Here is a 22516-nt window from a genome sequence, read left to right on the forward strand (position 1 = left end):
AAATTGTACCAACATTTGTACCAACAAAACCACCGGAAGTGGCAGGACCTCCTCGGACGTCATAGGCATAAAAAAAGCCGCAAACCCTTGCGGGGTGCGGCTTTTGTGGACTTGCTCGGACTTCGCTGGAACTGTAGGTGGTGCCCCCGACAGGAATCGAACCTGTAACTGCCCCTTAGGAGGGGGCCGTTATATCCATTTAACTACGGAGACCTAAATCCGGATCAGGCGTTGCGCTCTACCGACAGGCGGGCCAGTTCTACCAGTGCCTGTTTCACCGGGGTGTCCGGCAGGTCGGCAATGGCGGCCACGGCTTGTTCGGCGGCTTTGATGGCTTCGTTTTTGGCGTAGTCCAGCGCGCCGCAGGATTGTACCGCAGCCAATACATCGTGGAAACGGTCGCGGCTGGCGTTTTCCAGTGCCTGGCGCACCACGTCGGCCGCGGTGGCGGGGCCCTGGCGCATGGTGTAGATCAAGGGCAGGGTGGCCTTGCCTTCGGCCAGGTCGTCACCCAGGCTCTTGCCGATGGTGTCGGCGTCGCCGCTGTAGTCCAGTACGTCGTCGATGATCTGGAAGGCAGTGCCCAGGTACATGCCGTAGTCGGCCAGTGCCTTGACCTGGGCGTCGCTGCCGTTTGCAATCAGCGCGCCCACGCGGGCGGCGGCCTCAAACAGCTTGGCAGTCTTGTACTGGATGACTTGCAGGTAGTCCTGTTCGGACAGTTCGGTATTGCCGATATTCAACAGTTGCAGCACTTCGCCTTCGGCGATGATGTTGGTGGCTTCGGCCATCACCTGCAGGATCTGCATGTTATTGGTGGTCACCATCATCTGGAAGGCGCGGGTGTACAGGAAGTCACCCACCAGCACGCTGGCGGCATTGCCGAACAGGGCATTGGCGGTTTCGCGGCCACGGCGCATGTCGGATTCGTCCACCACGTCGTCGTGCAGCAAGGTGGCGGTGTGAATGAATTCGATCATTGCCGCCAGTTCGTACAGATGGTCGCCTTCATAACCCAGTGCCTTGCCGGACAGCAGGGTCAGTACCGGGCGCAGGCGTTTGCCGCCGGCGGTGATGATGTATTCCGCCACCTGGCGGATGAGAACTACATCGGAGTGCAGGCGTGCGCGGATGACGCGGTCTACGGTCTGCATGTCTTCAGCGATCAGGGTGCGGAATAGCGGGGTGGACACGGTTTTAGCCAGATGTTGGTGTTAGCGGAGCCAGAAGCGCGGAATGTTACCAGAAAAGCCATGCAGCCAGCCATGCCCACCTTTGTTGCGGGGCTAAACTGATGAAATTATTGACAACTTTTTGCACCCTGCGTATAGTTTCGCGTTCTTCTTCGCGTGATGCGGGGAAGATTCCCTCTTTAGGAGCTATGCGAATGTATGCGGTCATAAAAACCGGCGGCAAGCAGTACAAGGTTGCCATCGGTGAAAAACTCAAAGTAGAACAGATACCTGCAGACGTCGACAGCCAAATCGTACTCGAAGAAGTGCTGATGGTCGCTGACGGTGAACAGGTTGTTGTAGGCGCCCCGCTGGTTGCAGGTGCCACCGTTACGGCTACTGTTGTTTCCCACGGTCGTGGCGACAAGGTACGTATCTTCAAGATGCGTCGTCGCAAGCACTACCAGAAGCATCAGGGTCATCGTCAGAACTTCACCGAAATCCGCATCGACGCGATTTCGAAGTAAGGATAAACAGTCATGGCACACAAAAAAGCAGGCGGTAGCTCCCGCAACGGTCGTGACTCCGAAGCCAAACGCCTGGGCGTTAAGGCTTACGGTGGCGAACTGATTCCGGCAGGTTCCATTATTGTTCGTCAGCGTGGTACCCGTTTCCACGCTGGTGAAAATGTTGGTCAGGGCAAGGATCACACCCTGTTTGCGAAGGTTGACGGCTATGTTCAGTTCACCGTTAAGGGTGCTCTGCAACGCAAGATCGTTACCGTGGTACCGTACACCGGTGTAGACGGCGAATAATCGCTTTCTGCAGACAAGAAAGCCCTATCCTGTGAGATAGGGCTTTTTTTTATCCGGCTTGCCATCTGGCGGGCCAGACGAGGGGCAAGGCGTGAGGGCTGGTTGCCGGATGCAACCTTGACGCCTGACTCCTCAAGGAGGATGTATGAAGTTTATCGACGAAGCCCGTATCGAAGTGTTTGCGGGCAAGGGCGGCAATGGTGCCGCCAGTTTCCGTCGCGAAAAGTACGTGCCGTTTGGCGGCCCGGACGGTGGCGATGGTGGCAAGGGTGGCAGCGTGTTTGCCGTGGCAGACGAAAACGTGAATACCCTGGTGGAATACCGTTTCGTCAAGAAATACCTGGCGCAGCACGGCGAGCGTGGCCGTGGTGCCGATTGCTACGGCAAGGGCGGTGACGATATCGAACTGCACATGCCGGTGGGCACGGTGATTACCGACCACGACACCGGCGAGCTGGTGGCCGACCTCACCCATCACGGCCAGCGGGTGATGATTGCCCGTGGCGGCAAGGGTGGCCTGGGCAATATCCACTTCAAGTCGTCCACCAACCGCGCGCCGCGTCAGAGCACACCGGGTGAAGAGGGTGAACAGCGTACGCTGAAGCTGGAACTGAAAGTACTGGCAGACGTGGGCCTGTTGGGCATGCCCAATGCCGGCAAGTCCACTTTCATCCGCTCGGTATCGGCCGCGCGCCCCAAGGTGGCGGACTATCCGTTTACCACCCTGCACCCCAACCTGGGTGTGGTGCGCATGGACGATACCAGCAGCTTCGTGATTGCCGATATTCCGGGGCTGATTGAAGGTGCTGCCGAAGGCGCTGGCCTGGGTCATCGCTTCCTCAAGCATTTGCAACGTACCGGCCTGCTGTTGCACATCGTGGATATCGCCCCGTTCGACCCGGATGTCGACCCGGTACGCGAAGCACGCGCCATCGTGGCCGAGCTGGAAAAATACGATGCCGAACTGCACGGCAAGCCGCGCTGGCTAGTGCTGAACAAGCTGGACATGCTGCCGGAAGAAGAGCGCGACCTGACGGTAAGCGCCTTCCTGGAAGCCTATGGCTGGCCCAAGACCCAGCCGGACGACAGCCTGGCGTTTGATGTCGACACCCCGCGTGTATTTGCCATTTCTGCGCTGACCCACGAAGGCACCCGTGAGCTGGTGCGCGCGATTGATAACTATCTGCGCATCATGCGTGCCCGCGCCCGTGCTGCTGCTGAAGAGGCCGAACGTCAGGCCGAAGAAGCACGCCTGGCCCGCAAGGCCGCGGCCCGCGCTCAGCTGGAAGCGGCTGAAGCCGCCAAGGCAGCTGCCGCTGCTGCCAAGGCGGCTGGCGAAGAAAACTAAGCCAGACACTGTCCCAAAAGCCGGTTTTCAGAAGAAACCGGCTTTTTTTCGTCTATTGCACGGTTGCACTTTGAAAATTTGATGTCGCACTGCAAAATACGCTACGTAGTTTTACGTGGGTTTGTTGTATTTTGTACTCAAGAATACAATCGAATGCGACTTGATCTTCCAGAAATCGGCCCAGCCTTGATCTGCTGTCCTCTCCGGTCAGGGCGGATGCGTTATTTATCCTGTATCCGGAGTCGTGCTTCTGGACAATTTGCGCTATTCATATAACCATTGCTGCCAGTCGGTTTGACCCGCCCACAAGGCAGGCGAGCCGATTACAGCGTATCGGTATGTTGCGGTGGCAGGGGCTGCCCGGCATGGTGTGAACAATAAAACCAAGCAGTAAGGAGAAGTTTGATGAGAAAAGTGATTACCGCCGTTTCTCTGGCACTGATGGCCACTTCTTTTGGCGCATTTGCCAAAGACTGGAAAGAAGTCCGTTTTGGCGTTGATGCCAGCTATGCTCCGTTCGAGTCCAAGGCCCCTAACGGCCAGCTGGTGGGTTTTGACATCGACCTGGGCAATGAAATCTGTGCACGCCTGAAAGCCAAGTGTGTATGGGTGGAAAACGACTTCGACGGCATGATCCCGGCCCTGAAGGCCAAGAAATTTGATGGCGTGCTGTCCTCCATGTCCATCAACGAAGCACGTCTGAAAGAAATCAACTTCTCCGCCAAGCTGTTCAATACCCCGACCCGCATGGTTGCCAAGGCTGGTTCCGGCCTGCAGCCGACTGCCGCTTCCCTGAAGGGCAAGCGCGTTGGTGTTGAGCAAGGCACCATCCAGGAAGCTTACGCCAAGGCCCACTGGGCACCGGGCGGTGTAGAAGTGGTTCCGTACCAGAACCAGAGCCTGGTGCTGGCTGACCTGGCATCCGGTCGTCTGGACGCTTCCCTGCAAGACGCCATCCAGGCTGATGAAGGCTTCCTGAAAAAACCGGAAGGCAAGGGCTTTGCCTTCGCCGGCGGCAACCTGAACGACCCGAAAACCCTGGGTACCGGTGCCGGCATCGGCCTGCGCAAGGAAGATACCGATCTGAAAGCTGCCATCGACAAGGCGATTGCCGGCATGCTGAAAGACGGCACCTACAAGAAAATCGAAAAGAAATACTTCACGTTTGATGTATACGGCAAATAAGTCGTAACACTGACGGAAGCACCGCGCCCCGGTGATATCAGCGGGGCGCGTTTTCATCACGGCTGCGGAGGAGATGCGTAACACCCACTGTTACGTCCGCTGCCAACTTCGCTGACACACTGCGCCCCGGTGACAAACTCACGCTGCTGCCTGCCTTTGCGGGACTGGCGGTGGATGTCTGCGCGCGCGGGACAGGGTGTGGCGAGCACAACATACAGGGGAAACGGCCATGTTTCTGGATGGATTCGGGCCAATCATCCTGGACGGTGCATGGGTCACGCTGGAGCTGGCAGTCATGTCGCTTCTGGTGTCCTTCATCATCGGTCTGGGTGGCGCTGGCGCCAAGCTGTCGAGCAATCCCGTGCTCAAGGGCATTGCCACGCTTTACACCACATTGATTCGCGGCGTACCGGACCTGGTACTGATGCTGCTGATCTTCTACAGCCTGCAAATCGGCATGAATCACCTGACCGAATGGCAAGGCATGGAGCAGATCAACCTCAACCCCTTTGTGTCCGGTGTGTTTACCCTGGGCTTCATCTACGGGGCCTACTTTACCGAGACTTTCCGCGGGGCTTTCCTGTCTGTGCCCAAAGGCCAGATCGAAGCCGGCATTGCTTATGGCATGAGCAGCTGGCAAACCTTCTCCCGCATCCAGTTTCCCCAGGTCATGCGCTTTGCCCTGCCGGGTATTTCCAATAACTGGCAAGTCATGCTCAAGGCCACCGCGCTGGTGTCCATCATCGGCTTGTCCGATGTGGTGAAAGCATCGATTGATGCCGGCAAGAGCTCCTACCGCGTGTTCTTCTTCACCTTGGTGGCCGGTGCCATTTACCTGATTCTGACAACGGTTTCCAGCGTGGTGCTGATGTGGCTGGAACGCCGCTACTCCACCGGCGTGCGGGAGGCAGACCTGTGATCGACATCATCCAACAATACTGGAAAGCCTTCCTCTGGTCGGACGGCTATCACCTGTCCGGCCTGGCCGTCACCATGTGGCTGCTGGTGGTTTCCATTGCCTTCGGTTTTTGCGCCTCCATTCCGCTGGCCATTGCCCGGGTCTCCAAGTCCAAGTGGCTGTCCAGCCCGGTATGGCTGTTTTCCTACGTGTTCCGTGGCACGCCGCTGTACATCCAGCTGCTGTTCTTTTACACCGGCATGTACAGCCTTGACGTGGTGCGCGAAGTGGGCTTTCTCAACCACTTCTTCCGCGAAGGGTATAACTGCACCATTCTGGCTTTCGGCCTGAATACCTGTGCCTATACCACCGAAATCTTCGCCGGTGCCATCAAGGCCACGCCGTATGGTGAAATCGAAGCGGGCCGTGCCTACGGCATGAGCAAGTTCACCCTGTATCGCCGGGTCATCATTCCGTCGGCCCTGCGCCGCGCACTGCCGGCCTACAGCAACGAGGTGATCCTGATGCTGCATGCCACCACCGTTGCCTTTACCGCCACCGTGCCGGACATCCTGAAAGTGGCGCGCGATGCCAATGCCGCCACCTATGATTCGTTTAATGCCTTTGGTCTGGCCGCATTGATTTACCTGTGTATCACCTTTGTTCTGGTGGCCCTGTTCCGCAAGGCGGAAAGCAAGTGGCTGGCGCATTTGCGCCCGATGAAGGCCTGAGTTACCCGCAAGGATAAAAGATGGAAAAGCTAGTCGTTAAAGACCTGCACAAGAGCTATGGCAGCCACGAAGTGCTCAAGGGCATCTCGCTCAAGGCCAAGGCAGGCGATGTAATCAGCATCATCGGTTCTTCCGGCTCCGGGAAAAGTACCTTCCTGCGCTGCATCAACTTCCTGGAAAAACCCAACGCCGGCAGCATCAGCCTGGGTGGCGAGGAAATCACCCTGCAAAAGAACAAGCAGGGCGAACTGGTGCCGGCCGACCACAAACAGCTGCAAGCCATGCGTGCCAAGCTGGCCATGGTGTTCCAGCATTTCAATCTGTGGAGCCACATGACGGTGCTGGAAAATGTCATCGAAGCCCCCATTCATGTGCTGGGCCTGTCGCGTGACGAAGCCATTGCCCGCGCCGAAAAATACCTGCGCAAGGTAGGGCTGGACGCCCAGGCCCAGGCCAAGTATCCGGCGCACATGTCCGGCGGCCAGCAGCAGCGTGTGGCCATTGCCCGTGCACTGGCGATGGAACCGGAAGTGATGCTGTTTGACGAACCCACCTCGGCGCTGGACCCGGAACTGGTGGGCGAAGTGCTCAAGGTGATGCAGACCCTGGCCGAAGAAGGCCGCACCATGGTGGTGGTGACCCATGAAATGGGCTTTGCCCGTAATGTGTCCAACCACGTGATGTTCCTGCATCAGGGCCGGGTGGAAGAAGAAGGCCACCCGGACGAAGTATTCGGCAATACCAAGAGCGAACGCCTGAAAGCCTTCCTGTCCGGCAGCCTGAAATAGGTTGTCGGTGTTATAGAAAGTAAAAGCGGCCCATTGATGAGATGGGCCGCTTTTTTCTTGTCCAAACCAGGCGGTTCAGTCCGCCAGTACCTCGCGCAATTGTTGCGCCAGCAACTGCAGGAACTGGCTGACAGCCGGTGGCAGGCGGCGGTCCTGCATGGTCATCAGCTGTAGCTGTCTTTGTTGCAGCAGTGGTTCGTCGATGTTTTTTGCCAGCAGCTTGCTGCATTCCGGCAAGCCGTGAATGGCCAGACGGCTGCCCAGCGCAATGGTATCGGTACGGGCGGCAAAGCGGTGCAGGGTGCTGGAGTGACCGCTGCTCAGCAGCGGGCTGAATACCTTGCCCTGTGCGCTAAAGCTCCATTCCAGCAATTGCCGCACGGTGTTGCCGCGCTCCAGGATGGCCAGCGGATAGCGGGCAAGGTCGTCAAGGCTCAGGGTCTCTTGTCCGGCCAGCGGATGGCCGGGGCGCAGCAGGGCGCATACCGGCAGTTCGTGCTGCAGGACAACGTCCACTTTATGGCTGTCCGCCATGGCAAAGCCCAGTCCGATATCGGCTTCGCCGGTTTCCACCCAGTGCCGTACCTGTTCCGGGCTACCGTTTTCCAGCGAAAAGCGCGTTGCCGGGTGTTGCTGGTGATAAAGCAGCATGATGTCCGGCAACAGGCTATGGGCAAACCCGTCAGTACACGCCAATCGCACCAGGCCGCCTTGCCTGGCATGGCGTGATGAGATTTCACCCAGCACGGTTTGCGCATCCAGCAGTGTGCGACGTGCATGTTCTGCCAGCAATTCTCCTGCCTCGGTCAGCACCATGCCACGGGGCAGTCGTTCAAACAGTGCCGTACCGGCTTCTTGCTCCAGTTTGGCTATTTGCCGACTGATGGCGGATACCGCGACATGCAGTTCTTCCGATGCCGCAGCCAGTGATCCGGTACGCGCCACTTCCACGAAGTAGCGCAGAGCGATGCCGTGTATCACCTTGATCTCCCTTGCTTTTATGGCAACAAGCCTGGCTTTTTTTGCAATTGTCATTGCTGTTTGCCCGCTTCTAGACTGCGCAAGCCATCCCACCATATTGAATTCCCATTGGAGAAACCAGATGACGCAAGGGCAGGTTTTACGAAGTCAGGCACTGGAGCGGGCGTATGCCTATTTCGATCAAGGCGGTTTGCTGGGCGATCTGCAACGCCGGGTGGGCTTTCATACCGAAAGCCAGGACCCGGCACAGGCGGCCACTCATCTGGCCTATTTCCAGCAGGAGCTGATACCCGGCTTGCAGGGCATGGGTTTTCACTGCCGGATACTGGACAACCCTGTGGCACCGCTGGCGCCCTTCCTGCTGGCAGAGCGGCATGAAGCCGACGACTTGCCCACCGTACTGAGCTATGGCCATGCCGATGTGGTGCGCGGTGATGATGTGCATTGGCGCAGCGGCCTGAATCCCTGGCAGGTGACGGTGGAGCAGGGGCGCTGGTATGGCCGTGGCACGGCGGATAACAAGGGCCAGCACACCATCAACCTGGCTGCGCTGGAGGCGGTGCGGCAAAGCCGTGGCGGCCGGCTGGGCTTCAACAACAAATGGCTGTTTGAAAGTGGCGAGGAAATCGGCTCGCCCGGTTTGCGCGAAATCTGCCTGCAAGAACAGGCAGCCTTGCGGGCCGATGTCTTTATTGCTTCGGACGGGCCACGGGTGAGTGCCGAGCGGCCGACCTTGTTTCTGGGTTCGCGCGGCAATGTGCTGTTCGAACTGAATATCCTGTTGCGCGAAGGCGGCCATCATTCCGGCAATTGGGGCGGTGCCCTGCGCAACCCGGCCGTAGTGCTGGCGCACGCGCTTTCTTGTCTGGTGGATGCACGCGGGGTGATTCAGGTACCCGGCCTGCGGCCGCCACCGCTGGACGAGCGGGTGCGCCGTGCACTGTCCGGCCTGACGCTGGCGGGCGAAGCAAACAGCCCGGCGGTGGATACAGACTGGGGCGAGCCGGGCCTGACGCCACTGGAGCGGGTGATAGGCTGGAATGCGCTGGAAGTGCTGGCGCTGGAGTCCGGCAATGCCCGCAAGCCGGTGAACGCGATACCACCCAGCGCCAAGGCGGTGTGCCAACTGCGCTTTGTAGTGGGGACGGACTGGCGCAATACCCGGCAGCATATTGCGTCGCACTTGCAACAGCATGGGCTGGAACATGTGCAGGTGCGCATTCTGTCCAGTTCTGCGGCTACCCGGCTGCCGCTGGATCATCCCTGGGTCGAGTGGGCGCTGGCATCCATGCGTCACAGTACCGGCCAGCCTGCCGCCTTGCTGCCCAATCTGGGCGGCACGGTGCCGAATGATGCCTTTGCCGACATTCTGGGACTGCCTACCTTGTGGCTGCCGCACTCCTACCCCGGCTGTGCGCAACATGCGCCCAATGAGCACCTGCTTGCGCCAGTGGCGCGCCAGGCCCTGGGGCTGATGGCCGGCATCTGGTGGGATCTGGGCGAGCAGGGCAGCCAGTTGGTGGCACAGGCCAGGGCATACACAGGAGAAAACCATGTCGACAGCTAAACCCGTCAGCTTGACCCGCATCGTGGTGGCCACTTCCATCGGCAATGCGCTGGAATGGTTTGATATCGCCATTTATGCCTTTTTTGCCGTTTATATCGCCCACAATTTCTTCCCGGCAGGGAATGAAACCGCCTCCATGCTGCTGACCTTCGGTTCGTTTGGTGCCTCCTACCTGATCCGGCCGCTGGGCGGCGTGGTACTGGGCAGCTATGCCGACCGGCATGGCCGCAAGGCCGCGCTGCTGCTGACGGTCAGCCTGATGATGGTGGGCACCGCCATCATCGCCCTGCTGCCTACTTATGCGCAGATTGGCGTGGCGGCACCCATCGGCATTTTCCTGGCGCGGCTGATTCAGGGCTTTTCCGCGGGTGGCGAGTTCGGCGCGTCCACCGCCATGCTGATCGAGCATGCCCCGCACCGCCGGGGGTTTCTCGCCAGCTGGCAGTTTGCCACCCAGGGCTTGTCCACCTTGCTGGCTTCGCTGTTTGGTTATGGCCTGGTCAAGCTGCTGACGCATGAGGAGCTGCTGGCCTGGGGCTGGCGCATTCCCTTCTTCTTCGGCTTGCTGATTGGCCCGGCCGGTTTGCTGATGCGGCGCTGTCTGGACGATGCGCATAGCTTCAAGGAAGCCGAGCACACCGCCACGCCGGTGCGTGATGTCCTGCTCAGCCAGAAAAGCATGGTGCTGGCGGCCATCGGGGTGATTACCGTGTCCACCGCAGTCAATTACATGCTGCAATACGTGCCCACCTTTGCCATCCGCCAGCTGAAGATGGATGCCGCCACCGGTTTTGCTGCCAGCATTCTGGCCGGGGTAATCCTTACCGTGGTGACGCCGTTTTCCGGCTGGCTGTCCGACCGCATCGGGCGGCTCAGGCAAATGGCCATGGCCGGTGTGCTGTTTGCCCTCACCATTTACCCGGTATTCCTGTATGTCTCGGTGAGTGGCAGTGCCTGGGCGCTGTATGTGCTGGTGGGCTGGCTGGCCTTGCTCAAGTCCGTTTACTTTGGTGCCTTGCCAGCGCTGATGTCGGAAATCTTCCCGCCCGCCACCCGCGCCACCGGCATGGCCATTGGCTACAACGTGGGCGTAACGGTGTTTGGTGGTTTTGCCCCGGCCATCATCGTGTGGCTGATCAGCGCCACCGGCAGCAATCAGGCTCCCAGCTTTTACCTGATGTTCACCACCCTGATCAGCCTGGCCGCCCTGGCCTATATCGCGCGAAGCCGACGCACACCGCAAATACAACCGTCAGCAGTCTGAGCATGGGGGGGGTGCCCTGCCCTGGTACGCACCCCCAGTCATGCAAGATGCGTTGACTTACCCCCGCCCGGCCTTGGACAATCCGCTTTTGCTTCTTGATGCCGGAATGTCATTGGAATCGCTCGCCGACTTTTTCCAGCCGGGCATTGCGCCGGATTCGCTGTCTGCGGTCAATCGCCTGCAACAGGCCTGGCCGTATCTGTCCGTGTTTGTCACCTTGTTTCGCGGTGGCGACGAGGAGGTGCTGATGCGCCTCCTGGTGCTGCGCGAACTGGGCAGCCGCGCCGACGCGCCGCGCTGGACGCCGCAGGAAATCGCCCAGCGCTTTGCTTATCTCAACGACACCAAGCTGGCCACCATTCTGGGCCGCCTGCGCGAGGGCGAATTGCTGGTGTACGACAGCGATGGTGGCCAGTACCAGCTGTCCGAAGGCGCACGCGTGGCGCTGGCGGCGCTGGCCACCTTGATTGACTTTGCCGGTGATGATGTCGAGCTGGGCTATCTCACCAGCCAGGTGGCCGCCGGGCAGGCGGTGGGGCAGTTGTCGGACGACGCCCTCAAGCACTTGCTGGCGCGGCTGAACGAGCTGTATGGCGAGTTTGAAGAAGCGCTGGAATCGCAATCCGAATTCCGTATCCGCGCTGCCCAGCACCGGCTGGAAGCCGTGTGGCGCTGGGTGGCTAAATCGACAGAAGTGATCCGCAGCCTGACCGCCGACGACACGCTCAGCCTGTCCGCCCTGAATCAGGCGCAGGCGGTGGCGCTGGCGCAAAGCCGCATGCTGGCGCTGGCCGGTACCTTCGAACGCCGTCTGGCGCAGCTGGCCGCGCAGCGTGTGCATCTGGGCAGCTCCGGCCTTACCTCCACCGATATCGCCGACTGGCTGCGCCGTCAGGCGGTGGGCCAGCTGGCCGATCAACTGACCGGCTGCCTGTCCATCAACCCGGAACCCGCCTTCATTGCCACGCCGGAACTGGCTGACATGGCGGAATTCGAGCTGCTGGCGCGCGAGCGGGCCAAGGCCGGCAATACCACCTTGCCCGGCAGCGTGGCCGCGCCCCTGTCCGGCGAGCTGGAAGTGGAGCGCCTGTTTGCTGCCGAAGCCATGTACGACGAACTGCTAACCCTGGGCCTGCAACTGGGCGAGAGCGGGGCGGACCACATTCCCATCCGGCAGGCGGTGCTGGCCGACAGCTACAACGAAACCGCCTACCGGCTGTCCTTGCTGTCCTTGATTGGCGACCCGGAAAGCCATGGCGATGCCAGCATTGTGGCGGCGCTGGCCAAATTGCCGTTCACCCTGCACGGCGGCGAAGCCGTGATTGAACCCGAACACCCGGAAGTAGCCACGCTGTCTGATGCGCGCCTGCTTCCCCATACCCCGAATTAAGCCATGGAACAGCAACTGAAAACCCTCACCGCCCGTCTGCTGGCGCACCGCGTGGTGCCGCGTGGCGACGCGCTGGCGCGCAAGGCGCTGCTGGACGATATCTTCCGCCAGGAGCTGGACAAGCGGCTGGCCGATGTCGGCCTGCGGCTGGTGGAAAACCCCTATGCCGAGCACATCGCCGTCGCCCTGCTGCCGGAGATGACCGAGCCGGTATTCGGCAGCGGCGAAGCCTGGCTCAACAATAATCTGGGCCTGCCGCGCGATGGCGTGGCGCTGCTGGTCATCCTGTGGGCGCTGATCATCCTGCCAAAGCGCGAACGGCAGATTGCCCGCGTGGAAGCCGGGCGGGAAAACCAGAGCGATATGTTTGGCGCGCAAAAACCGCTGGAAACCGGCGAAGGCGTGTCCACCGGTGTGTCGGAAGACGCGCTGTACGCCGACTTCGGCAAGGCGCTGGGCGGCCGTACCCGCTTCAATGCCAATCTGGGCCGGCTGGTGAACCTGGGCTTTGTGGTGCGCCGTAACAAGTGGCTGGATGAAGGCCCGATGCTGGATCTGATGATCGACTACAGCCAGCTGGCTCCGCGCATCATCGAAGGCGCGCTGTCCGAGGTACTGGGCCAGCGCCGCAGCCAGGCGGCCGACGCCCTGGCCGACAAGACCGCCAGCGCCATTGCCCAGGCGGTACAGCCCACGGTGACGGATGATGGCGCCAGCCTGTTTGCTGCTGTTGAAGGCCCCGAAGACGACACACACGCCCCCGCGCAAGAGGAAGACCGCTGATGTTCCAGATGAAATCGGTAGAAATGGTGCACTGGGACTTCTGGCAACGGCTGGCCGTGCCGCTGGACGCGCAGATTGTCACCATCATCGGCCCCAATGGTTCGGGCAAAACCACCTTGCTGGATGCCATGCGCACCCTGCTGGCCATCAAGTGCTCGGGCAAGCGCGATTACAAACGCTATGTGCGCAACAACCGCGAGCCCTTTGCCTACCTGCGCGGCGTGGTGGACAACCCGCGTCGCCCGTCCGGCGGCCTGTATCCCACCCCCTTCTTTCCCATCGTCAGTGAGGCGGTGACGCTGCTGTGCCGCATCAAGAAGCAGGGCGGCGACTGGGTGCGCCATTACGCCATCCTGGATGGTGATGTGCCGCTGGAACTGGCCGAGGCGCAAGCGCAATGGCTGGGTGTACAGGAATACCGCCGCCGGCTGGAAGTGGCCGGCCTCACCCCCGCCGTGGGCGAGGTGCTGGCGCTGGAGCAGGGCGATACCGACAAGCTGACCGAATACAGCCCCAAACAATTGCTGGACCTGGTCTTCCAGGTATTCGGCGATAAGGACGTGCTGGACAACTACCAGCGCGCCCGCGACGAACAACGGGCCACCGAGCTGGAACTGGAAGCGCTCACCCGGCAGGAAGAAGCACTGGAAGCGCGGGTGGAAACCATGAAAACCCGCGCCGGGCGTTTTCTGGAATGGCGTCAGCTCAGCCAGACCATCCGCCGCCTGCAGGACGAAGCCCTGCCGGTGCTGGCCTATCTGGATGGCAAGAGCGCACTGGGCCAGACCTGGCAAAACTACCGCACCGCCTACGGCCAGCTCAGCCGCACCCGGCGCGAACATCACGACACCCTGCAACTGGTGGCCAAGCTCAAGGCCGCCGAAGTGGCCGCTGGCGAAGCACGCCAGGCAGCTGAACAAGCCCGTTTGCAGGCGCAGGAGCAGTTCATGGCCGCCAAGGCCGAACACGCCAGCGTCAGCGGCCAGCTGAAAGAGCGCGACCGCCTGCAAGCCCTGGCCAGCCGCGAATACGGTGCCGATGCCGCCGCACTGTCCGACAAGCTGTCCGGTCTGCGCGGCGAGGCCGAGCAACTGAAAGACGGCCTGCGCGACCTGAACCGCCAGCGCGTCGACCTGAAAAACCATGTCGAGGCACTGGAAATCGGCCGTGGCCGCTCGCCGGAAGAAGTGCGCCAGTTCAAGGCGGCTCTGGACGAGGCCAATATCGGCCACACCATGCTGTCCGACATCATCGAGGTGATGGACGCCGGCTGGCAGGGTGCGGTGGAAGCCATGCTGCGCCCCTACCGTCATGTGGTGCTGCTGGAAAACCCGCAGCAAAAGGGCGAGGCCTGGCGCTTGGGCGAAAAATTGCGCTTCCGCCATTTTGTAGTGCCGGAACGCAGCAGCCCGCCGCCTGCACGCAAGGGCAGCCTGCTGGAGGTGATCCGCTTTTCCGCCAATGCACCGGACTGGCTGTACCAGCAGCTGAACAAGGTCAGCCGGGTGGAAAACGCCCAGGCCGGTGCCGCGGTGGATGGCGACTGGATTACCCGCGACGGTTACTTCCGCGAACGACGCGGGGCGCGCCATATCGGCGTGGCCGCGCATGAATTTGCCTTTGGCGAAGGTGCGCGCCAGTCGCGCCTGCTGGCTCTGCGCGACGAGCTGAAGCAGCTGAACGTGCGCATTCTGGCCGATGAAGAAAGGCTGGTGACCATCACCCGCGAGGCGGCCGGACTGGCCGAATACCTGGGCGGCATGGACGCCATCCGCCAGCTGGATAGCCGTGCCGAAGAATTTGCCGCACTGGCTGCGCGACTGGACAGCCTGCAAGCGCAGCAGCAGGAACTGGGCGCACAACTGGCCGAAGCGAGTGCCACCAAGGATGCAGCAGACCAGCGCTACAGCGATGCGCGGCTGGAGCACGACCGCATCTGCCAGCGCGAACAGGAAAGCCTGTCGCGTTATGACGGCAAGCGTCAGGAAGTGGAAAACAGCCGCCGCCAGCTGCGCCGCCTGCTGGCCGAACTGCGTGAGTGGGCCGAACGCCTGCCCGCTGATGCGCTGGCCGCCGAGCATGTGGCCGCGCTGGAAGAGGAATACGAAAGCGCCGCCGATGCGCGCCATCAGCTGAATTACCTGCAAGAGCGGCTGCAAGGCGGCGAATGGGAAACTGACGAGTCGGTACTGGCACTGCGTGACAAGCTGGCTGACGACCTGGCGCAGATCGACCGCGAACGCCAGCGCCGCCAGAGCGAGGTGGACCGCTCGCGTGAACTTACCGACGACGCCCGCGCCGCCTATATGGGCAAGCTGCGCGCCACGGTGCGCGCCTATGGTGCCAATATCAAGCGCCTGGGCGAGCTGGCCGGCATCGGTGTGGATGTGGAACTGCCCACGCTGGAAAACGACGACGCGGCATTGGCACAAGCCGGGCTGACGCTACGCTTCAACTTCGACCAGAAGGGGCTGATGGGCATGAACGACGGCGAGGCTTCCGGCGGCCAGCAGGTGATGAAGTCGCTGATCCTGCTGATCGGCCTGATGATGGACGAGGCCAATCCGTCCGGCTTCGTGTTCATTGACGAACCCTTCGCCCACCTCGACATTTTCAACATCGACCGGGTGGCAGGCTTCCTCAAGGCCACCGAGGCGCAGTACCTGATCACCACGCCCAACACCCATAACATCAATATCTTCGCACCATCGGAACTGACGCTGGCCACCCGCAAGAAGCGGCCGGGCGAGCAGTGGGCTCCGCCCATCCTGCAAACCCGCCGCCGGGTGGATGCGCCGCAGGCAGACCCGCAGGCCTGATGTTGCCGCCGGACGGGGAAACTTGTTTCCGTCCGGCGGTCTACTCCTTTCACCCTTTACTCTGGCAGAACCCCATGTCCAGCTGGCTTGCCCGTATTTCTCCGGAACTGGTCGAACGCCTGCCCATCGGCGCCCGCGGCCACCACTTGCTGCTGCAACCCACGCTTGCCCCTACACCCTTGCTGTTGCCCCAGACCGACCAGGCTTTGCTGCAGCGCTGGCTGGCCTTGCGCGTGATGCGCCAGCGCTGGACTACTCTCGTGGCGCAAAGTGGCGATCCAACCCAGGCCGAAGATTTGCTGCGCCGCCTGCTGGAGTGTGGCTGGTGTGAGGTGGAACTGCATGCCGAGCCCGACCGGCTGGGCCAGTGGGAGCCGTTCTGGGTCAACTGGCGCGAGGTGTACCAGCTGCGCAGCCTGATCGGCCTGCCGGATGCCGATGCGCGTGATGAAGTCGTGCAGCTATGGCGTGGCTGGCAGCCGCAAAACCCGCAGCTGCAAGGCCTGGCTGACAGCCTGACCCAGCGCGTACAGTCCTCCACGCTGGAGCGGCGCCTGAAAATTGCCCAGGGGCTGGACAACTGGCTGACGGCCGGACTGTGGGGCACCGAGCGCCAGTTCTCGCAATACGCGCTGGGTCGCAGCAAGGCCTTTGGCGAGGCCGACCGGCGCTGGCTGGCCGAGTTCGGCATTGCGCTGGAATCCTGTGGCATTTCGCGCCATACCCCGCACGTTTTCCTGTCCGGCGCGCTGACGCTCTATGCCGCCGGTCAGCCCTTGTTGTCTGCCGCCTTGTTGCAACGCGGCCTGGCACTGGCACCGGAAGCGCTGCTGCAGGTGGATGCAGTACGTGGTGCCGTGCAGATGGTGCGCATTGTGGAAAACCTCAGCGTGTTTGAAGTACTGACCCGGCAAGCCGAGCCCGTACTCACCATCTGGGTGCCGGGCTATCCGCACCGGCGCTGGCTGGACGCGGTGGGGCATGTGCTGGCCTTGCTGCGCTTGCCGGTGCAGGTGGCCTGTGACCTGGACCCGTCCGGCGTAGCCATTGCGCTGCAAGTGGGCGAACTGGCTGGCAAGGCCGGTTGCGCCTGGCAACCCTGGCGCATGCAGGCCGATGACCTGACGCTGGCCTGTGGCGGCCAGCCACTGAGCGCCGACGATCAGCAAGCCCTGGCACGCCTGGCTGGCCGCAGCCTGCCGCCCATGCTGGCCGACCTTGTCGCCGCCATGCTGGAGCGTCAGCTCAAGGTGGAGCAAGAGGCGCTGTTCATCGCCCATGCGGGAGATGCAACGGCCAGTTGATGACAATACCGAGCGCTTGCTTGATAATCGGAACATCCATCATCAAGCGGAGCGCCCATGCGTACCCTGACATCCTTGCTTGGCAATTCCCAGAAACTGGACGGCGGTGCCATGTTCGGCAATGCGCCACGCGCCATGTGGAGCCAATGGCTGGCCCCGGACGAGGCACACCGTGTGCCGCTGGCCTGTCGTTGTCTGCTGGTGCGCGAAGAGGACGGCCGCCGCATTCTGCTGGAAGCCGGTATCGGCGCATTTTTTGCGCCGGAACTCAAAGCCCGCTACGGCGTGGTGGAAGACGGCCATGTGCTGCTGGACAATCTGGCCGCTGCCGGTTGCAGCCACGAAGACATCGACGTGGTGATTCTGTCCCACCTGCATTTCGACCATGTCGGCGGCCTGCTGTCCGCCTGGGATGGCAGTCCGGCGCGTTTGCTGTTCCCCAAGGCGCAATTCGTGGTCAGCCGCAGCGCCTGGCAGCGTGCCAAAGAGCCACATGCGCGTGACCACGCGTCGTTTATTCCCGAACTGATTACCTTGCTGGAAAACAGTGGCCGACTGGTGCTGACCGATGGCGAGACACCGGCCTGCCTGCCGGCTGATTACCGCTTTCACCTGAGCGACGGACACACACCGGGCATGCTGCTGACCGAAATTCCGCTGGAAGACGGGCCGGTTGTCTATGCCGCCGACCTCATTCCCGGTGCGCCCTGGGTGCATGTGCCCATCACCATGGGTTACGACCGCTTTCCGGAGCAACTGACCGACGAAAAACGCCAGCTGCTGGAAGGCTTGCTTGCCCGGCAAGGGCGGCTATTCTTCACCCACGACCCGCAGTACGCCATGGCCTGGGTAAACCGCGATGCCAAAGGCCGTTTCCATGCCGCAGACCATATGCCACGCCTGACGGCACTGGCGCGCTGACTGTGGCATTTGTTTAACATTCTTGACAGGGCAGGGCGGCCCGGCTGCCGCGGCCAGCCAGCTGTATAAAGCTGGAGGAATGTTGGCTAAGTCATTGTGTTGTTTGATCAAATAATACGACAATATTATTGATATTTTCAGGTAAGTTATTGTTTATTTGATTGTATCCAATATTGTTTGATCAATTTGTAATGAAAATATTCAACAGGATATCGACAGCGCCCCCATGTCCCGCTTATGCTGCTATGCAGATTGATGCTGATGTCCGCCCACCTGCTACGTGCAGGGTGCCATGTTGCTGGCAACATGCCGGCGGGCGTCAATGGGGAATACATCTCGTGGGGGATGTCGTTGACCGGGGCTACGGCTCCGGTTTTTTTTTGCCTGGCTTGTGATGCAGACAAAAGACGTAGTGTCGAATCAACAGTGATGTGATGCGCCCCAATCCCCGTGGCGCGCGCCGCGTGTTTACGTGGCGGGGCTGCCCGCCATGCAGGCAGGACTGATTTTTTTGATTAGAGGACTGACACTATCGTTCTGAATGGATGTACTAACGCCAACTGATAGAACGTTGTGAAGCTCCCTGATCCCCGTGGCGCGCGTCGCGTGTTTACGTGGCGGGGCATGTCCGCCATGTAGGCGGGACTGATTTTTTTGATTAGAGGACTGACACTATCGTTCTGAATGGATGTACTAACGCCAACTGATAGAACGTTGTGAAGCTCCCTGATCCCCGTGGCGCGCGTCGCGTGTTTACGTGGCGGGGCATGTCCGCCATGTAGGCGGGACTGATTTTTTTGATTAGAGGACTGACACTATCGTTCTGAATGGATGTACTAACGCCAACTGATAGAACGTTGTGAAGCTCCCTGATCCCCGTGGCGCGCGCCGCAGTAGCCGGGATCGGGCAAGGTTTTAAGCCGCCGCATGTTTGAGCCATTCGACGTTAGCGAATGGCGAGTTCGGTGGCGCCTTGCCCGGCGCGGATACGGCGGAAATACGCGCAACCCGGGGTCGCCTAGGGGTGCAGGGGAGCTGGCGACGCAGCTCCCCTGCCTGCACGGCGGGCAGCCCCGCCATGAAAACAGTTCCGCGTAGCGGGCAGAGGAAGTGAGAAGACGCAATCCTCATCCCGGTCTGCCCGCCAGCGTGAGTGCATGCATGTTGCGCCGCAAAACAGTTGCCAGCCTTCCGCCCGGCATGGCATGGTTGAAACCATGAGCTCACCGCGTTCTTCCCATACTGCCGCTTACTGTCTGCTTACCCTGGCTGCCCTGTTCTGGGCTGGCAACTTCGTCTTGGGCCGTGCCGTCCATGCCAGCATTCCACCGCTGACCCTGGCTTTTGGCCGCTGGCTGATTGCGCTGGCCGTGCTGCTGCCTGTCGGCCTCAAGCCCATGCTGGCGCAGCGGCCGCTGTGGCAGCCGCACTGGCGACGCATCATCCTGCTGGCCTTGCTGGGTATTGCCAGTTTCAATTCGCTGGTTTACCTGGGTTTGCAGTCCACCAGCGCCACCAATGGTGTGCTGCTCAATTCCTTCATTCCCATCCTGATCGTGCTGCTGGGCGCGCTGTTTTTCCACCTGCCGCTTAATCGTCGCCAGTTGGCTGCGGTGTTGCTGTCCTTTGCCGGGGTGTTGCTGCTGGTGGCGCATGGTGAACCATCCCGCTTGCTGACGCTGGATATCAACCATGGCGATGCGCTGGTGTTTACCGCCATGCTGGCCTGGGCCGTGTATACCCTGTTGTTGCGTGGCCTGCCCGCCGGGCTGGATCGGCTGGGCCTGCTCACCCTGCTGGTGGCCATCGGCCTGTTGGCCATCCTGCCGCTGTTCTTGCTGGAATATGCCCAGGGACGGCGGGCGGTGCTGAATGTCACCACGCTGGCCAGTTTTGCCTATGTCGGCACCCTGCCTTCGGTGCTGGCTTATCATTTTTACAATCAGGGCGTGGCGCGGGTTGGTGCGGCGCGGGCGGGTAGCTTCATCCACCTGATGCCGGCTTTTGGTGCCGTGTTGTCCATGCTGTTGCTGGGTGAGGCCATTCATGGTTATCACCTGCTGGGGATTGCTGCCATTCTGGGCGGCGTGTTGCTGTCGGCGCGCAGCGCAGGACGTTAACAGCAGCTGACAAAATGCTGCTGCGTCTGCGCGCCTTGCATCAGGGGCGCGATGCTATTTTGTTAGCCGCTCTCAATGAACTACAGGCTGCGCTGGGCGTGGCCGGGAAAGGTTGAATCATGAGTCGTTTCTGGAGTCCGGTGGTGCATCAGCTCACCCCTTATGTGCCGGGCGAGCAGCCCAAGCTGGATACGCTGATCAAGCTCAATACCAATGAAAACCCTTATGGGCCGTCGCCCAAGGTGCTGGCGGCCATCCGTGCCGCTACCGACGACAGCCTGCGCCTGTACCCGGACCCGAGCGGCGAAAAGCTGAAAGACGCCATTGCCGGCTACCACGGTGTCAGCCGCCCGCAGGTGTTCGTGGGTAACAGCTCGGACGAGGTGCTGGGCATCGTGTTTCAGGCCCTGCTCAAGCATGAACAGCCTTTGCTGATGCCGGACATCAGCTATGGTTTTTATCCGGTGTATTGCGGCCTGTTCGGCATTCAGGCGCAACAGGTTCCGCTGGATGACGGTCTGTCCATCCGAGTGGAGGACTACCGCCAGCCCTGCGGCGGGGTGATCCTGGCCAATCCGAATGCGCCCACTGGCCGCCTGCTGCCGCTGTCTGCCATCCGCCAGCTGCTGGATGACCATCCCGACCAGGTGGTGGTGATCGACGAAGCCTATGTCGATTTTGGTGGTGAAACTGCCATCGCGCTGGTGAACGACTATCCCAACCTGCTGGTGGTGCACACCCTGTCCAAATCGCGCTCGCTGGCCGGGCTGCGTGTGGGCTATGCGGTGGGCGATGCCACGCTGATCGAGGCGCTGGAGCGGGTGAAAAACAGCTTCAACGCCTATCCACTGGACCGGCTGGCGCTGGCCGGGGCGGTGGCTTCGTTCGAAGACGACGACTACTTCCGCCACACCTGCCAGGCGGTGATGCGCACGCGGGAACAACTGACAGCGCAATTGCAGGCACTGGGCTTTGAAGTATTGCCCTCGGCGGCCAATTTCGTGTTTGCCCGCCACCCGCAGCACGATGCCGCCATGCTGGCCACCGGCTTGCGCCAGCAGGCGGTGATCGTGCGCCATTTCACTGCGCCGCGTATCAACCAGTACCTGCGCATCAGCATCGGTACTGATGCCGAATGCGCACGGCTGGTACAAGTGCTGGGCAGTTTGCTGTCCTGAGACAGCAGGCCGATTTCAACCTCGGAAAGGAAGCGACATGAGCGAGCAAGACCGCGCCGCCGGCAAGGCCCGCCGCACCCAGGTGATGGGTGAGGCCTTTGTCGAACGGGCGATGAGCAATCTGGATGGCTTTTCCGCCCCCTTGCAGGACTGGCTGAACGAACACGCCTGGGGCAGCACCTGGCAGCGCGAGGGGCTGGACCTGAAAACCCGCAGCCTGATCACCTGCGCCATGCTGGCGGCGCTGGGCCGCAGCACCGAGCTGAAAGGCCATGTGCGCGGTGCCATCAACAACGGTGCCAGCCTGGTGGAAATCCGCGAGGTACTGTTGCACAGTGCCGTGTACGGCGGCGCCCCGGCGGCCGTGGAAGCATTTCGCAGTGCGCGTGAAGTGCTGAACGAGCTGGGGCTCAAGCTGGAAGAATAGGCTGACTGGCGGCAGGGTTGATTTTCTGCCGCCAGGCCCCACACTGAGTGCATCTCCACCCCGGCGGCCGGTCGCAGCATTGGCCGCCTTTGCCTGAAGGACATGAAGATGGCATCTGTAACCCTGCGCGGTAACCCGGTTGAAGTGGCAGGCACCCTGCCGGTCAAGGGCGACAAGGCTCCGGCCCTGACGCTGACCAATGGTGATCTGGCTGACGTGACCCTGGCCGACTTTGCCGGCAAGAAGAAAATCGTCAACATCTTCCCCAGCGTGGATACCCCGACTTGCGCCACTTCGGTACGCAAGTTCAACGAAAAAGCCGCTGGCAAGGCCGACACCGTGGTGCTGTGCGTTTCTGCCGACCTGCCGTTTGCACAAAAGCGTTTCTGCGGCGCCGAAGGCATCGAGAACGTGGTGAACCTGTCCACCTTCCGCAATGCCGACTTCCTGCAAGCCTGGGGCGTGAAGCTGGCTTCCGGCCCGCTGGCTGGCCTGACTGCCCGCGCCGTGGTGGTGCTGGATGCCGACAACACCGTGCTGCATAGCGAGCTGGTGGCTGAAATCGGCAGCGAACCCAACTACGAAGCCGCGCTGGCGGTGCTGTAAGCAGCCTGTTTTGTTGACAAGCCCCTCTCGCTTTCCATAAGGAAAGCGAGGCCCCCTTACAGGGTAAGGGCGGGGGGATAGGGAATAAATGAAAGGCTGCGAAAGTAATCAGTGAATCGAAAGGCCCGGCTTTGCCGGGTCCAGTGCAATTGAATCAAATGACTTTCTCAGCAGCCTGAACGGCAGCCCATGATGGCTGCCGTTTTTGTTTCTTGCACC

Annotated in this window: 20 protein-coding genes and 1 tRNA gene; 18 read left to right on the forward strand and 3 right to left on the reverse strand. The window is 61.1% G+C overall.

The window, feature by feature from the left end:
- Positions 1-138: 138 nt before the first annotated feature.
- A tRNA-Arg gene (locus ACE3SE_RS10470) sits at positions 139-213 on the reverse strand.
- Positions 214-224: 11 nt separating this feature from the next.
- Entirely contained in the window at positions 225-1193 is a 969-nt protein-coding gene (ispB, locus tag ACE3SE_RS10475) for an octaprenyl diphosphate synthase (RefSeq protein ID WP_131357509.1), read from the reverse strand.
- 194 nt (positions 1194-1387) lie between these two features.
- Here ispB and rplU point away from each other — a divergent pair, with 194 nt between their 5' ends.
- The 7 genes from rplU (at position 1388) to ACE3SE_RS10510 (ending at position 6937) form a co-directional block, all read left to right on the forward strand.
- The gene (rplU, locus tag ACE3SE_RS10480; RefSeq protein ID WP_045847786.1) at positions 1388-1699 is read left to right on the forward strand and encodes a 50S ribosomal protein L21; all 312 of its coding nucleotides are present in this window, start codon (positions 1388-1390) and stop codon (positions 1697-1699) included.
- A 12-nt stretch (positions 1700-1711) separates the two neighbouring features.
- Positions 1712-1987, forward strand: a complete 276-nt coding sequence (gene rpmA / locus ACE3SE_RS10485; RefSeq protein ID WP_045847787.1) for a 50S ribosomal protein L27 — start codon at positions 1712-1714, stop codon at positions 1985-1987.
- A gap of 145 nt (positions 1988-2132) precedes the next feature.
- Entirely contained in the window at positions 2133-3335 is a 1203-nt protein-coding gene (obgE, locus tag ACE3SE_RS10490; RefSeq protein WP_045847788.1) for a GTPase ObgE, read from the forward strand.
- A gap of 405 nt (positions 3336-3740) precedes the next feature.
- Positions 3741-4520, forward strand: a complete 780-nt coding sequence (locus ACE3SE_RS10495; protein ID WP_062787219.1) for an ABC transporter substrate-binding protein — start codon at positions 3741-3743, stop codon at positions 4518-4520.
- 229 nt (positions 4521-4749) lie between these two features.
- Positions 4750-5439, forward strand: coding sequence for an ABC transporter permease (locus ACE3SE_RS10500; protein ID WP_045847790.1), 690 nt, complete (start codon positions 4750-4752; stop codon positions 5437-5439).
- Positions 5436-6149, forward strand: coding sequence for an ABC transporter permease (locus tag ACE3SE_RS10505; protein WP_089085200.1), 714 nt, complete (start codon positions 5436-5438; stop codon positions 6147-6149). The genes ACE3SE_RS10500 and ACE3SE_RS10505 overlap by 4 nt, the downstream gene beginning before the upstream one ends.
- Positions 6150-6169: 20 nt before the next feature.
- Positions 6170-6937 (forward strand): ABC transporter ATP-binding protein, encoded by a 768-nt coding sequence (locus ACE3SE_RS10510; protein ID WP_045847792.1) that lies wholly within the window; start codon positions 6170-6172, stop codon positions 6935-6937.
- Positions 6938-7012: 75 nt separating this feature from the next.
- On the opposite strand, the gene ACE3SE_RS10515 is transcribed toward ACE3SE_RS10510, so the two are convergent.
- Positions 7013-7918, reverse strand: a complete 906-nt coding sequence (locus ACE3SE_RS10515; RefSeq protein ID WP_374555117.1) for a LysR family transcriptional regulator — start codon at positions 7916-7918, stop codon at positions 7013-7015.
- Between the two features lie 121 nt (positions 7919-8039).
- On the opposite strand from ACE3SE_RS10515, the gene ACE3SE_RS10520 reads away from it, so the two are divergent.
- The 11 genes from ACE3SE_RS10520 (at position 8040) to tpx (ending at position 22297) form a co-directional block, all read left to right on the forward strand.
- Positions 8040-9485: a M20 family metallopeptidase gene (locus ACE3SE_RS10520; RefSeq protein ID WP_374555119.1), complete on the forward strand. Its 1446-nt coding sequence runs from the start codon at positions 8040-8042 to the stop codon at positions 9483-9485.
- Positions 9472-10749, forward strand: a complete 1278-nt coding sequence (locus ACE3SE_RS10525) for an MFS transporter (RefSeq protein WP_374555121.1) — start codon at positions 9472-9474, stop codon at positions 10747-10749. Before ACE3SE_RS10520 ends, ACE3SE_RS10525 begins: the two co-directional genes overlap by 14 nt.
- Before the next feature lie 106 nt (positions 10750-10855).
- Positions 10856-12139: a hypothetical protein gene (locus tag ACE3SE_RS10530; protein ID WP_089085194.1), complete on the forward strand. Its 1284-nt coding sequence runs from the start codon at positions 10856-10858 to the stop codon at positions 12137-12139.
- A 3-nt stretch (positions 12140-12142) separates the two neighbouring features.
- Positions 12143-12922: a hypothetical protein gene (locus ACE3SE_RS10535; RefSeq protein WP_374555123.1), complete on the forward strand. Its 780-nt coding sequence runs from the start codon at positions 12143-12145 to the stop codon at positions 12920-12922.
- Entirely contained in the window at positions 12922-15741 is a 2820-nt protein-coding gene (locus ACE3SE_RS10540) for an ATP-binding protein (protein ID WP_374555125.1), read from the forward strand. The genes ACE3SE_RS10535 and ACE3SE_RS10540 overlap by 1 nt, the downstream gene beginning before the upstream one ends.
- A gap of 74 nt (positions 15742-15815) precedes the next feature.
- Positions 15816-17045, forward strand: coding sequence for a DUF2399 domain-containing protein (locus tag ACE3SE_RS10545; RefSeq protein ID WP_374555127.1), 1230 nt, complete (start codon positions 15816-15818; stop codon positions 17043-17045).
- Positions 17046-17102: 57 nt separating this feature from the next.
- Positions 17103-17966 carry an MBL fold metallo-hydrolase gene (locus ACE3SE_RS10550; protein ID WP_374555129.1) on the forward strand — a complete coding sequence of 288 codons (864 nt, stop codon included), beginning with the start codon at positions 17103-17105 and terminating at the stop codon, positions 17964-17966.
- A 1217-nt stretch (positions 17967-19183) separates the two neighbouring features.
- Positions 19184-20086 carry a DMT family transporter gene (locus tag ACE3SE_RS10555; RefSeq protein WP_374555131.1) on the forward strand — a complete coding sequence of 301 codons (903 nt, stop codon included), beginning with the start codon at positions 19184-19186 and terminating at the stop codon, positions 20084-20086.
- A gap of 119 nt (positions 20087-20205) precedes the next feature.
- The gene (gene hisC, locus ACE3SE_RS10560; protein ID WP_374555133.1) at positions 20206-21264 is read left to right on the forward strand and encodes a histidinol-phosphate transaminase; all 1059 of its coding nucleotides are present in this window, start codon (positions 20206-20208) and stop codon (positions 21262-21264) included.
- A gap of 37 nt (positions 21265-21301) precedes the next feature.
- Complete coding sequence (locus tag ACE3SE_RS10565; RefSeq protein WP_045847912.1) at positions 21302-21691, forward strand: carboxymuconolactone decarboxylase family protein; 390 nt, start codon at positions 21302-21304, stop codon at positions 21689-21691.
- A gap of 108 nt (positions 21692-21799) precedes the next feature.
- Entirely contained in the window at positions 21800-22297 is a 498-nt protein-coding gene (gene tpx / locus ACE3SE_RS10570; RefSeq protein ID WP_045847917.1) for a thiol peroxidase, read from the forward strand.
- Positions 22298-22516 lie beyond the last annotated feature (219 nt).

The organism is Aquitalea pelogenes (genome assembly GCF_041914625.1).
Taxonomy (GTDB): Bacteria; Pseudomonadota; Gammaproteobacteria; order Burkholderiales; family Chromobacteriaceae; genus Aquitalea; species Aquitalea pelogenes.

Excerpts from the sequence above, each read along its gene's own strand:
- rpmA (WP_045847787.1), top strand. The coding sequence starts at position 1,712 with ATGGCACACAAAAAAGCAGGCGGTAGCTCCCGCAACGGTCGTGACTCC.
- rplU (WP_045847786.1), top strand. The coding sequence starts at position 1,388 with ATGTATGCGGTCATAAAAACCGGCGGCAAGCAGTACAAGGTTGCCATC.
- ACE3SE_RS10510 (WP_045847792.1), top strand. The coding sequence starts at position 6,170 with ATGGAAAAGCTAGTCGTTAAAGACCTGCACAAGAGCTATGGCAGCCAC.
- ACE3SE_RS10495 (WP_062787219.1), top strand. The coding sequence starts at position 3,741 with ATGAGAAAAGTGATTACCGCCGTTTCTCTGGCACTGATGGCCACTTCT.
- ACE3SE_RS10550 (WP_374555129.1), top strand. The coding sequence starts at position 17,103 with ATGCGTACCCTGACATCCTTGCTTGGCAATTCCCAGAAACTGGACGGC.
- ACE3SE_RS10545 (WP_374555127.1), top strand. The coding sequence starts at position 15,816 with ATGTCCAGCTGGCTTGCCCGTATTTCTCCGGAACTGGTCGAACGCCTG.
- ACE3SE_RS10525 (WP_374555121.1), top strand. The coding sequence starts at position 9,472 with ATGTCGACAGCTAAACCCGTCAGCTTGACCCGCATCGTGGTGGCCACT.
- obgE (WP_045847788.1), top strand. The coding sequence starts at position 2,133 with ATGAAGTTTATCGACGAAGCCCGTATCGAAGTGTTTGCGGGCAAGGGC.
- ACE3SE_RS10535 (WP_374555123.1), top strand. The coding sequence starts at position 12,143 with ATGGAACAGCAACTGAAAACCCTCACCGCCCGTCTGCTGGCGCACCGC.
- hisC (WP_374555133.1), top strand. The coding sequence starts at position 20,206 with ATGAGTCGTTTCTGGAGTCCGGTGGTGCATCAGCTCACCCCTTATGTG.
- ACE3SE_RS10555 (WP_374555131.1), top strand. The coding sequence starts at position 19,184 with ATGAGCTCACCGCGTTCTTCCCATACTGCCGCTTACTGTCTGCTTACC.
- ACE3SE_RS10530 (WP_089085194.1), top strand. The coding sequence starts at position 10,856 with ATGTCATTGGAATCGCTCGCCGACTTTTTCCAGCCGGGCATTGCGCCG.
- tpx (WP_045847917.1), top strand. The coding sequence starts at position 21,800 with ATGGCATCTGTAACCCTGCGCGGTAACCCGGTTGAAGTGGCAGGCACC.
- ACE3SE_RS10500 (WP_045847790.1), top strand. The coding sequence starts at position 4,750 with ATGTTTCTGGATGGATTCGGGCCAATCATCCTGGACGGTGCATGGGTC.
- ACE3SE_RS10565 (WP_045847912.1), top strand. The coding sequence starts at position 21,302 with ATGAGCGAGCAAGACCGCGCCGCCGGCAAGGCCCGCCGCACCCAGGTG.
- ACE3SE_RS10520 (WP_374555119.1), top strand. The coding sequence starts at position 8,040 with ATGACGCAAGGGCAGGTTTTACGAAGTCAGGCACTGGAGCGGGCGTAT.
- ACE3SE_RS10540 (WP_374555125.1), top strand. The coding sequence starts at position 12,922 with ATGTTCCAGATGAAATCGGTAGAAATGGTGCACTGGGACTTCTGGCAA.